Below are 12,632 nucleotides of genomic sequence, written 5' to 3'. Positions count from 1 at the left end.
TGTATATTTAAAGCGTATGAATTTTAAAGACCTGCGTAAAAAACCCTGGTTTAGGTTTATCAGCAACAAATATATACTGATAAGTCTTGTATTTGCCGGGTGGATGTTCTTTCTAGACACCAATTCATGGTTTATCCATCATGAGCTGGATCAGGAGGTAAATGAATTGCAGGACAATAAAGAATATTATCAAAAGGAAATTTCGAAAGATAAGGCAGTTATTGAAAAACTTCAGGATTCAGTAGAGCTTGAAAAATTCGCCAGACAGAAATACTATATGAAAAGATCTGATGAAGATATTTACATTATAGAATATGATACTGTAAACTAAACTTTTCGAAAATTTTCCCACTCAAAACAAACTAAGAATGAAACAATTGTTATTTCAGGACTTTGAAGAAGTTTCTGCAAAACAATGGAAACAAAAGATCCAGGCCGATCTAAAGGGTGCCGATTATAACGAGAAACTGGTCACTAAAACCCTTCACGGCATTGATATTAAACCATTTTACTCTTCAGAAGATGTTACCGAAACTTTAAAGGTTTCAAATCCTGCACACTGGAATATTTGCGAAAAAATTTATGTTTCTTCCGCAGATTCAGCCAATGAAAAAGCATTGGAGAAACTTCAGAAAGGAACTGAAGCCATCTGGTTTATATTACCTGAGAAGGAAATCGACCTGGCTAAATTATTTAATGATCTTCCGGCTGGTCTTTCAGTATATCTACATCTGGAATTTTTGGATGCTGAATTTGTTCAGAAACTGAATGAATTAATTTCTGAAAAAGATTTTAAAATATTTCTTCAGACTGATATTATAGGAAATCTAGCCAGATCTGGAAACTGGTATGAAAACTTACAATCTGATCATTCAGCACTTGAAACTATTCTGAATAATTCTTCAAATATTGAGTCGGTAGTTAGTATCGATCTCGGATTGTTTCAGAATGCAGGTGCCAATATTCCACAGCAATTAGCGTATTCGCTGGCTCAGGTAACAGAGTATTTAAATCATTTTGAAAAAATAGAATTTTCAGAAGAGCAAAGGTCAAAATTCACATTCCAGTTCAATATTTCGGTAGGCTCAGATTATTTCTTTGAAATTTCAAAGATCAGGGCTCTACGCTGGCTTTTTGCAACGGTAGCAAAAGAATTTAATTTCAACACCACCTGTCACGTGATTGCTGAACCAACAAAGCGTACCAAAACTTTATATGATTATAATGTAAATCTTTTACGTACCACCACCGAAAGTATGAGTGCAATCCTTGGTGGAGCCGATTCCATCTGCAACATGCCTTACGATGCTATCTATCATAAGAACAATAATTTTGGAGATAGAATTGCCCGTAATCAATTGCTTATTATGAGAAATGAAAGCTATTTAGATAAAGTTGGCAATGTTGCTGAAGGCACTTATTATATCGAATCGCTCACCAGACAGCTTGCTGAAAAAGCATTGGAAATCTTTAAAGAAATAGAAAAAGGTGGTGGTTTCCTGAAAGAATTAAAAGCTGGGATTATTCAGAAAAAAATAAAAGAAAGTGCTGCGGAAGAACAGGAAAAATTTAATAATTCCGAATTAGTACTAATAGGGACTAATAAATTTGAAAATCCTGAAGATAGAATGGAAGAGGATATCGAATTATATCCTTTCCTTAAGAAAAACCCACGTAAAACCTTGATAGAACCTGTACTTGAAAAACGGCTGAGTGAAGAGCGTGAGCAAAAGAAATTAGCAGAAGAAAAGAATAGCCAGCCAACTCCACAAAATTAAGAGGTATGCAACGCAAAGACCTTCAAAACATAAACCTTTTGGATAAAGAGTTTTCAACGAGAAAACCTGAATCGCAAAAGGAAACTTTTAAAACTCCCGAAGAAATAGAAATCAAAACCTCTTATTCTAAGGAAGATATTTCAGATGCTGAACATTTAAATTTTGCTGCAGGAATTCCACCTTATTTACGCGGACCCTATAGCACCATGTATGTGAGCCGTCCCTGGACGATTCGCCAATACGCAGGGTTTTCTACCGCAGAAGAGAGCAACGCTTTTTATCGAAGAAATCTTGCTGCCGGTCAGAAAGGACTTTCAGTGGCTTTTGACCTTCCAACTCACCGTGGTTATGACTCAGATCATGATCGTGTGGTTGGCGATGTTGGAAAAGCCGGGGTGGCCATAGATTCTGTGGAAGATATGAAGATCCTTTTTGATCAGATTCCGTTGGATAAGATGTCGGTTTCAATGACCATGAATGGCGCAGTACTTCCCATAATGGCTTTTTACATCGTTGCTGCGGAAGAACAAGGCGTAAAACCTGAATTATTATCAGGAACTATTCAGAATGATATTTTAAAGGAATTTATGGTAAGAAATACCTATATCTACCCTCCCACTCCTTCCATGAAGATCATTTCAGACATATTTGAGTACACCTCTCAAAATATGCCAAAATTTAACAGTATTAGTATTTCCGGGTATCATATGCAGGAAGCAGGCGCTACCTGTGATATTGAACTGGCTTATACGTTAGCCGACGGACTCGAATATATTCGAAAAGGTTTAGATGCGGGAATGGATATTGACAGCTTTGCCCCGCGACTTTCTTTTTTCTGGGCCATTGGGATGAATCATTTTATGGAAATCGCTAAAATGCGAGCCGGAAGAATGCTTTGGGCTAAACTGGTAAAACAATTTAATCCAAAAAACTCAAAATCACTTTCTCTTAGAACTCACTCGCAAACCAGCGGATGGAGTTTAACAGAGCAGGATCCTTTTAATAATGTAGCAAGAACCTGTATAGAAGCGGCTGCGGCTGCTTTCGGCGGAACGCAGAGCTTACATACCAACGCATTGGATGAAGCTATTGCGCTGCCTACAGATTTTTCTGCCAGAATTGCCAGAAATACCCAATTATACCTTCAGCAAGAAACAAATATTACAAAAACTGTTGATCCCTGGGCAGGAAGTTTCTATGTCGAAAAACTTACGGAACAGATTGCCGAACAAGCCTGGAAGCTTATTGAAGAGGTTGAAGAACTTGGCGGAATGACTAAAGCTATTGAAGCCGGAATTCCAAAAATGCGTATTGAAGAAGCTTCCGCAAAAAAACAGGCAAGAATTGATAGTGAGACCGATGTTATTGTAGGCGTTAACAAATATCGATTAGACAAAGAAGATGAACTGGTAACCCTTGAAGTTGATAATCAAACAGTTAGAAAGCAACAGGTTGCCAGGCTTGAAAAAATAAGGGCTGAAAGAAATAATGAAATAGTAGAAAAAGCACTGGAAAATCTAAGAAAAGCTGCCAAAGAAGAAAATGGTAATTTACTGGCACTGGCAGTTGAAGCTGCCCGGGAAAGAGCCAGTCTCGGGGAGATAAGTGACGCTTTGGAAGATATTTATGGAAGATATAAGGCGAAAATTCAATCTTTTAGCGGAGTATATTCAAAAGAAATGAAAGATAATAGTCCATTTAATGAAGCAAGAGCGTTAGCAGACAAATTTGCCGAAATGGAAGGTCGTAGACCAAGGATCATGGTCGCTAAAATGGGTCAGGATGGCCATGACCGTGGGGCTAAAGTAGTTGCGACAGGTTATGCAGATCTTGGTTTTGATGTGGATATTGGGCCATTATTCCAGACTCCAGCAGAAGCTGCGCAACAGGCTACAGAGAACGATGTTCATATTTTAGGCGTGTCTTCATTAGCTGCCGGACATAAAACACTGGTTCCGCAGGTTATTGAAGAGCTAAAAAAACGAGGTAGAGAAGATATTATGGTGATCGTAGGTGGAGTAATTCCTTCACAGGATTATCAATTCCTTTTTGACGCTGGAGCCGTTGCCGTATTTGGTCCTGGAACTAAAATTAGCGATGCGGCAACTCAGTTGTTGGAAATATTGATTGACGAATAAATTAACAAGTAAGCAGTCACAGTTTGCAGTAAGCTTCTTTTTAAATACTGCCAACTGAATACTGAATACTGAATACTGAAAAACATGGATCTAAAGAAAAAAATGCTTAGAGACGATGCGCTCGAAGGAAAAAATATCATCGTTACCGGAGGCGGAAGCGGACTCGGAAAATCAATGACCAAATATTTTCTGGAACTGGGAGCCAAGGTTGCGATCACTTCCAGAAATATTGAGAAACTTGAAAATACCGTAAAAGAGCTTGAAGAGGAAACCGGCGGAAAATGTTTTGCAGTTCAATGTGATGTTAGACATTACGATCAGGTGGAAGCTATGCGTGATGCGGTAATCACCGAATTTGGATCTATCGATATTCTTCTTAATAACGCCGCAGGAAATTTTATCTCTCCTACTGAAAGGTTAAGTGCAAATGCCTTTGATACTATTATTGACATTGTGCTGAAAGGAAGTAAAAACTGTACACTTGCTCTGGGAAAATACTGGATAGATAAAAAAGAAGAGAATAAAACGATACTAAATATTGTAACCACTTATGCCTGGACAGGTTCTGCTTATGTAGTTCCAAGCGCGACTGCAAAAGCAGGTGTCCTTGCTATGACCAGATCTCTCGCTGTAGAATGGGCAAAATATGGAATTAGATCTAATGCGATCGCTCCGGGACCATTCCCAACAAAAGGCGCATGGGACAGATTATTGCCGGGTGACCTAAAAGAGAAATTTGACCTTGCCAAAAAAGTTCCACTCAAAAGAGTTGGAGATCATCAGGAACTGGCAAACCTCGCGGCTTATTTGGTTTCAGATTTTTCAGCTTATGTAAATGGCGAAGTGATTACCATAGATGGTGGAGAATGGTTAAAAGGTGCCGGCCAGTTCAATTTACTGGAAGCAGTTCCAGAGGAAATGTGGGATATGTTAGAAAACATGATTAAATCAAAGAAAAATTAATAGAGTAAAATACTTTTCTAAATTACTTATTTACCGGATAGATTGATGACTCAATACTATCCGGTATTTTTTTACAGGAGAGCGTGAAAATTTTAACGTAAAAAAAAACTCAAAATTCAAGTGTTTTTTAGATTAATCCTATCTTAGGCACCAATTCATTAACACCTATATAATTATTTATGAAAAAACACCTATCCAGCAACATTTGGATGTTGCTTTTGATAGTAACAGGCTTTTCTGTTGCTCAATCAAACGACACACAAAAAATTCCGGTAGATCCCAATGTCAAAATTGGAAAATTAGACAATGGTTTAACCTACTACATCAGGAATAATGGAAAACCGGAGGATAAACTTGAATTAAGGCTTGCCATAAAGGCTGGTTCTATCCTTGAAAATGAAGATCAGCAAGGCCTGGCCCACTTCATTGAGCATATGAACTTTAATGGTACCAAGAACTTTGAAAAAAATGAATTGGTGGATTATCTTCAAAGTATTGGAGTAAAATTTGGAGCAGATCTAAACGCTTACACTAGCTTTGATGAAACAGTTTATATTCTTCCTATCCCAAGTGATGATTCTGAAAAACTTGAAAGTGGTTTTACCATACTCGAGGACTGGGCTCATAATGCGTTGCTTACAGAAGAGGGAATAGACGGTGAAAGAGGCGTTGTACTTGAAGAGTACCGTCTTGGTCTTGGCCCAGATAAAAGAATGATGCAGGAATACCTACCGAAGGTTATGTATAATTCAAGATATGCTGAGAGATTACCTATTGGAAAGAAAGAAGTAATTGAAAATGCAGATTACGAAACCGTAAGAAGCTTTTATAAAGATTGGTATCGCCCGGGATTAATGGCTGTAATTGCTGTGGGAGATCTGGATATTGAAACCATCGAGAATAAAATTAGATCCCATTTCTCAAACTTGGAAGCTCGAAAAGACCCGAAAAAAAGAGAGGAATATGACGTTCCTAATCACGATGAAACTTTCGTTGCAATTGCATCAGATCCCGATGCAAATTTCAGTCAGGTAAGAATCTATTATAAAGATCTGGACAAGGCCAGGGATGTTGTAACTATTGGGGACTATAAGGAGCAATTGGAACAAAGCATGTTCTCTTCTATGATTAACAATAGGTTAGATGAATTAGCAAATTCCTCTAATCCTCCATTTACCTATGGATTCTCTTATTATGGCGGCACATATTCCCCGATGAAAAATGCTTATCAATCATTTGCCATGGCAGGTGAAAATTCTCAGCTCCTAGCCTTAAAAGCTCTGGTTACTGAAAATGAGCGCGTAAAAAGATATGGCTTTAAAAATTCTGAATTTGAGAGAGCAAAGAAAGAATATCTGGCCAGATTGGAGAAATCTTTTAAAGACCGCGACAAGCAGGAAAGCAATAGAATTATAGGTCAGTATGTAAACCATTTTCTTGAGGACTCTCCTATCCCGGGAACAGAATGGACCTACGAATTTGCCAAGAACAATCTTGATGCTATCAAACTTGAAAACATTAATGGTCTAATCAATGATTTTCTTCATGAAGAAAATAGAGTGGTTGTATTAACAGGTCCCGAAAAAGAATCTGTTGCAAAGATAACTGAGAAGCAGGTTCTTGCAGTTCTTAATGAAGTGGGAAATGCCGAGATCGAAGAATATTTAGAAGAGGAAGTTCGTGAAGATCTTATTACTAATATGCCCCCCAAAGGATCTATTACAGATTCTAAAGCAAATAATGAGTTGGGCATTATCACCCTTACTCTTAGTAATGGTGCTAAAGTAATTTATAAAAAAACAGATTTTAAAAATGATGAGATTCTTTTCTCCGCTTATAGTGAGGGAGGAACTTCTTTATATAGTGACGAAGAATACCAGTCAACAGTATTTGCGAATGCCGGACTAGGCGAAGCAGGTATTGGTGGCTTGGATAAGAATGATTTGAATAAAATGATGAGTGGAAAGATTGTGAATGTTCGCCCTCAAATTGGTTCTTATTCAGAAGGTCTTAGCGGAACTTCAACACCGAAAGATTTCGAAACGATGATGCAAATGATTAACCTTTATTTTACAGGTCTTAATAAAAATGAAGAAGCATACCAGTCATTTGTAACCAAGCAGAAAAACTTTCTCGGTAATTTGATGTCCAATCCAAATTTCTATTTTCAGAATGAGTTGGGTAAATTCAGAAATGAAGGTAACCCAAGATATACAGGTTTCCCTACTCCAGAAAAATATGACGAGATGGATTATAATCTGGCTTATACTAAGTACCAGGAAAGGTTTGCAGATGCGTCAGATTTCACATTTTTCTTCGTTGGAAATGTGGATGAAGCGCAATTAAAGGATTATGCGACAAAATATATCGCAAGTTTACCATCTTCAAATTCAAAGGAAGTTTATGAAGCTCCGGAATTTAGAGAGGACACCGGTTCTAAAAGAGAGAAGACCGTATATAAAGGTTCAGACCCTAAAAGTCAGGTTTCCATACTTTGGAATGGAGAAACAGAATACGATAAAGAGGACGAATTTGCTCTTACCGCTCTAGGGGAAGTTCTTACCATTAAGCTTGTGGAACAACTGAGAGAAGAAGAAGGTGGTGTGTACGGTGTAGGCGCTCGAGGAAACATGTCTGAGATTCCTTACGATAGTTATAGCTTTTCCATTTCATTTCCTTGTGGCCCCGAAAATGTAGAGAAATTGACGAATGCGGCATTAGCTGAAGTCGAAAAAATTAGAAATAACGGACCTTCTCAAGAAGATCTTGCCAAGATCAAAGAAACCTTTAAGGTTCAGAGAAAAGAGCAGCTCAAGGAAAACAAATTCTGGCTGGATCAAATTGAGAAAGCAGAAGTTGAAGGATATGAGATAACAAGAATCAACCAATTTAATGATATGGTAGAAGATCTTGAAGTAGAAGATCTTCAAAAAATGGCTAATAAATATCTTGACTCTAACTACTTACTTGGAGTATTAATGCCTGAAACAGAAAAATCTTCTGCTGAATAAAGTCGTTAATTTTTTAAACTTATAAACAAACCACCACCAGAAACTGATTCTGCTGGTGGTTTTTCTTTAAAAGTTCTTCTCAACCTGTTAACAATTTCATTTTCTAAACCTATAATAAATTGTATTTTTACCTTTCAAAAATCATACACTTTTAATGGGTAAAATCATTGCTATTGCCAACCAAAAGGGAGGCGTGGGTAAAACCACAACATCCGTTAACCTTGCAGCATCGCTTGGGGTTCTGGAAAAAAAGATATTATTGATTGATGCCGACCCTCAGGCCAATGCAACTTCAGGTCTGGGAATAGACGTTGAAGAGGTAGAGAATGGCACCTATCAACTACTGGAACACTCCATAAAAGCTGAAAAGGCTATACAAAAAACCAGCTCTCCAAATCTCGATATTATTCCTGCACATATTGACCTGGTGGCTATTGAGATTGAACTGGTAGATCAGGAAAACAGGGAATCGATGCTAAAGAAAGCCATTGAGCCCTTAAGAGATCTGTATGATTTTATTTTAATTGACTGTGCTCCTTCTTTAGGGCTATTAACACTGAATGCACTAACTGCGTCAGATTCTGTGATTATTCCAATTCAATGTGAATATTTCGCTCTTGAAGGTTTAGGTAAACTATTGAATACCATAAAAAGTGTGCAAAAGATTCATAATAACAAACTGGATATTGAAGGTCTTTTATTAACGATGTATGATTCAAGGTTAAGACTTTCCAACCAGGTGGTAGAAGAAGTTAAGAAACATTTTGATGAAATGGTTTTTGAAACAATCATTCAGCGAAATGTACGTTTAAGTGAAGCGCCCAGTTATGGAGAAAGCATTATTAACTATGATGCTTCCAGCAAAGGAGCCAGCAATTATTTAAGCCTGGCACATGAAATTATCAAGAAAAACTAATACAAATGGCTAAGGCTACCAAAAAACAAGCATTGGGAAGAGGACTTTCAGCATTACTGAAAGATCCCGATAATGATATAAAATCTGCTGAGGATAAAAATGCCGACAAGTTGGTTGGTCATATTGTGGAACTGGAAATGTCTTCTATTGAAGTAAATCCGTTTCAGCCAAGAACCAGTTTTAACGAAGATTCATTAAAAGAACTTGCTTCATCTATACGTGAATTAGGTGTGATCCAGCCAATTACCGTAAGAAAGCTGGATTTTGGTAAATTTCAGCTGGTCTCTGGTGAAAGAAGATTTAGAGCTTCTAAACTTGTTGGCTTAGATAGCATTCCGGCTTATATAAGGATTGCCAACGATCAGGAATCTTTAGAAATGGCTCTGGTAGAAAATATCCAGAGACAGGATCTTGATCCTATTGAGATCTCTTTGTCCTATCAGCGTTTAATAGACGAAATTCAACTAACTCAGGAACAGTTAAGTGAACGTATTGGAAAAAACCGTTCTACGATTGCAAATTACCTAAGACTTTTAAAGCTTGATCCGATCATTCAAACAGGAATGCGAGATGGTTTTTTAAGTATGGGACATGGTAGAACGCTTATAAATATTAACGATACCCAGAAGCAACTGGAGATTTACGAAAAAATTCTTCAGAAATCCCTTTCTGTTAGAGAAACAGAACAATTGGTTCGTGAATTAAATGCTGAAGGGAAACCGGCTTCAGCTATTTCAAAAAAAGCTGCCGTTCCAAAAACCTATAAAAAAGGCATTAAAGAATTTACTGAATATCTTGGAGCCAAGGTTGATGTGAAAGTCACTAAAAAAGGTAGCGGTAAATTAACTATTCCATTTTCTTCCGAAGAAGATTTCGAAAGAATCAAAAAACTAATTCGGGGTGAAGAATAGCGTCACATTTTTACTTTCTATTTTTCTAGTGAGCTTTTCAATAGCTTCCGCACAACAGGATTCGCTTGCGATCACTTCTGAAAATGCTTCGAAAAAAGAATTGAAAGAAAAAGATTATGAACCTTATAATGCTTTGGCTCCCGCAAAAGCTGCTTTTTATTCAGCAATTTTACCGGGTTTAGGTCAGGCGTATAATGGAAGTTACTGGAAAATTCCCATCGCTTACGGGGGTTTAGGTACGGGCGTATATTTTTACCTGAAAAATGATAAGGATTATGATAGATATCGGGATGCCTATAAAAACAGGTTGGCGGGAAGACCGGATGAGTTTACAGTTGATGGAAAACAAAGAATTACTACAGACGGGTTGATCAGGGCGCAGGAGCTTTTTCAGAAAAATAAGGAAATCTCTATTCTGGTTACCGTTGGTGTTTACATCCTAAATATCATTGACGCTAATGTAGAAGCACATTTGAGACAATTTAATGTTGATGAAGATCTTTCGGTAAAACCAGGTCTTGATTATGATGCCTTTTCAGGAAAAACAAATTACGGACTTACTCTTAATTACAGATTCTAGTATGAATATAGCGCTTTTAGGTTACGGCAGAATGGGGCAAACAATAGAAGAAATTTCTAAAAACCGTGATCATAAGATAGTTTTCAAACTTGACGACGATATTGAAAATCATGATTTAAATGATTTTGAAATTGATGTCGCTATAGATTTTAGTGTCCCGAAAGCGGCTTTCAAGAATATCACAACCTGTTTTAAACATGCGATTCCTGTAGTGAGCGGAACAACGGGTTGGTTGGATGATTACGCGAAAGCACGTGAAATTTGTAAAAAAGAGGATTCAGCATTTATCTATGCGTCTAATTTCAGTTTAGGTGTGAATGTGTTCTTTGAACTCAATCAAAAACTTGCGGGAATGATGCAGGGGCTTGAAGATTATTCGGTTGATATTGAAGAGATACACCATTTACAAAAACTAGATTCGCCCAGTGGCACAGCCATCACTCTGGCACAGCAAATACTTGAGCAGAATTCAAAGTTAAAAGGATGGCAGCTTGATGAGGCTGATGAAGATGAAATTCCCATTCATGCTAAAAGAGAAGAGAATGTTCCTGGGACTCACACGGTAACCTATGAATCTTCTATAGATAAAATTGAAATTACCCATACCGCTAAATCCAGACAGGGATTTGCCCTTGGAGCGGTTGTAGCTGCTGAATACCTCAAAGACAAAACTGGGATTTTCACTATGAAAGATGTACTTTCAGATCTTTTTAAAAATTAAAATGTAACATTTAGAGGCGTATCCAGCCTTATACTATAAAGACTTTTAAATATGACTTTTACCGAATGGTTTATTTTCTTCCTGCTTATTCAGGTAGTTCATTTTTTGGGGACCTGGAAATTATATCAACGAGCCGGTAGAAAGGCCTGGGAAGCAGCCGTACCGGTCTATAATGCGGTGATTCTAATGCAGATCATTAACCGTCCATGGTGGTGGGTTATTTTGATGTTTATTCCCATTGTAAACCTGATCATCATTCCGGTTATTTGGGTAGAAACCATACGGAGTTTTGGACGTAATTCAACCGCAGAAACTTTTGGGGTAATTCTCACACTTGGTCTTTACATTTATTATGTAAATTATGCTACTGAGAATGCGTATATCGTAGACAGGGATCTAAAACCAAGAACTGAAGCCGGTGAATGGATAAGTTCTATCCTTTTTGCAGTAATCGCAGCCACTATTGTACACACGTACTTTATGCAGCCTTTTACCATTCCAACCTCCTCTCTGGAGAAAACTTTACTGGTTGGGGACTTTCTTTTTGTAAGTAAATTTCATTACGGTGCCAGAGTGCCAAAAACAGCGGTAGCATTTCCCATGGTGCATGATACCATTCCTTTTCTTGGAGTAAAGTCTTACTTAAACAAACCTCAGATTCCATATTTAAGATTCCCGGGATTTGAAGAGGTTGAACGTAATGACATAGTTGTTTTCAACTGGCCTGTAGATACCGTTAGGAAATTCTTTGACAGATCTGGAAAACACTATGCAAAACCGATAGACAAGAAATCTAATTACGTTAAAAGAGCTGTAGGGGTTCCCGGAGACTCTCTTTCCGTAATTAATGGTTATGTTCATATAAATGGAAAACAACTGGAACTTCCAGATCGAGCTAAACCACAATTCTCGTATGTAGGTAAAACAAAAGGGAATAGATTTGATCCATATAATCTCTATAAACTTTACGATATCACCGATGGTTTTGGGTATTTAGAAAATAACGGATTTTTTATTCAATCTTTATCTGAAGAGACTTTAGAGAGATTCAAAAACCATCCAAATGTTGCCAGTATTAGAAGATATGTAGATTCGGCAGGTGTTAAGAATGCGAGTTTATTTCCAAATGACGGAAAACGCAACTGGAATAATGACAATCTTGGCCCTATCTATATTCCTAAACAAGGTGTTACTGTGGATATAACTCCGGAAAGTATGGCCTTCTACAAGGAAATTATTGAAACCTATGAAGGATCTGAATTTGGCGTAACTAACAAACTTAAAATTAATGGAACCCAGGTCTTATTAAATGGGCAGCCTATAACCAGCTACACCTTCCAACAGGACTATTACTGGCTTATGGGTGACAACCGTAATAATTCAGAAGATAGCCGAACCTGGGGCTATGTTCCGGCAAACCACATCGTAGGAAAACCTGTATTTATATGGTTGAGCTGGGATTCTAATGCCAGCGGATTTGATAAAATTAGATGGGAGAGGGTTTTTACCACTGTTAAAGGTGATGGCGAACCAACGTCCTTCCTGCCCTATTTCCTAATTATACTGGTAATATTCTTCGGATGGAGATATTTTAAGAAACGTAGAGAAGCTTAA

At 37.6% G+C, this 12,632-nt stretch carries 10 protein-coding genes; all 10 read left to right on the top strand.

Features of this window, described 5'->3' with window-relative positions; genetic code table 11:
• The first annotated feature begins 16 nt into the window (after positions 1 to 16).
• The 10 genes from GFO_RS03855 to lepB all read left to right on the top strand — a co-directional run bounded on the left by GFO_RS03855 (position 17) and on the right by lepB (position 12,632).
• The gene (locus GFO_RS03855) at positions 17 to 331 is read left to right on the top strand and encodes an FtsB family cell division protein (protein ID WP_011708724.1); all 315 of its coding nucleotides are present in this window, start codon (positions 17 to 19) and stop codon (positions 329 to 331) included.
• A 37-nt stretch (positions 332 to 368) separates the two neighbouring features.
• On the top strand, positions 369 to 1,778 hold the full coding sequence (locus GFO_RS03850; protein ID WP_011708723.1) for a methylmalonyl-CoA mutase subunit beta: 1,410 nt from the start codon (positions 369 to 371) through the stop codon (positions 1,776 to 1,778).
• 5 nt (positions 1,779 to 1,783) lie between these two features.
• Entirely contained in the window at positions 1,784 to 3,916 is a 2,133-nt protein-coding gene (gene scpA / locus GFO_RS03845) for a methylmalonyl-CoA mutase (protein ID WP_011708722.1), read from the top strand.
• Between the two features lie 84 nt (positions 3,917 to 4,000).
• Positions 4,001 to 4,879: an SDR family oxidoreductase gene (locus tag GFO_RS03840; RefSeq protein WP_011708721.1), complete on the top strand. Its 879-nt coding sequence runs from the start codon at positions 4,001 to 4,003 to the stop codon at positions 4,877 to 4,879.
• Positions 4,880 to 5,058: 179 nt separating this feature from the next.
• Entirely contained in the window at positions 5,059 to 7,890 is a 2,832-nt protein-coding gene (locus tag GFO_RS03835) for a M16 family metallopeptidase (protein WP_011708720.1), read from the top strand.
• Positions 7,891 to 8,044: 154 nt separating this feature from the next.
• Positions 8,045 to 8,806 (top strand): ParA family protein, encoded by a 762-nt coding sequence (locus GFO_RS03830; RefSeq protein ID WP_011708719.1) that lies wholly within the window; start codon positions 8,045 to 8,047, stop codon positions 8,804 to 8,806.
• 5 nt (positions 8,807 to 8,811) lie between these two features.
• The gene (locus GFO_RS03825) at positions 8,812 to 9,717 is read left to right on the top strand and encodes a ParB/RepB/Spo0J family partition protein (RefSeq protein WP_011708718.1); all 906 of its coding nucleotides are present in this window, start codon (positions 8,812 to 8,814) and stop codon (positions 9,715 to 9,717) included.
• On the top strand, positions 9,707 to 10,297 hold the full coding sequence (locus tag GFO_RS03820; RefSeq protein WP_011708717.1) for a DUF5683 domain-containing protein: 591 nt from the start codon (positions 9,707 to 9,709) through the stop codon (positions 10,295 to 10,297). Before GFO_RS03825 ends, GFO_RS03820 begins: the two co-directional genes overlap by 11 nt.
• Position 10,298: 1 nt before the next feature.
• Positions 10,299 to 11,018 (top strand): 4-hydroxy-tetrahydrodipicolinate reductase, encoded by a 720-nt coding sequence (gene dapB / locus GFO_RS03815; RefSeq protein ID WP_011708716.1) that lies wholly within the window; start codon positions 10,299 to 10,301, stop codon positions 11,016 to 11,018.
• A 51-nt stretch (positions 11,019 to 11,069) separates the two neighbouring features.
• Positions 11,070 to 12,632: a signal peptidase I gene (gene lepB / locus GFO_RS03810; protein WP_011708715.1), complete on the top strand. Its 1,563-nt coding sequence runs from the start codon at positions 11,070 to 11,072 to the stop codon at positions 12,630 to 12,632.

It is taken from the genome of Christiangramia forsetii KT0803 (assembly GCF_000060345.1).
In the GTDB taxonomy this organism is placed as follows: domain Bacteria; phylum Bacteroidota; class Bacteroidia; order Flavobacteriales; family Flavobacteriaceae; genus Christiangramia; species Christiangramia forsetii.
This window is presented reverse-complemented; position numbering and strand designations above follow the sequence as displayed.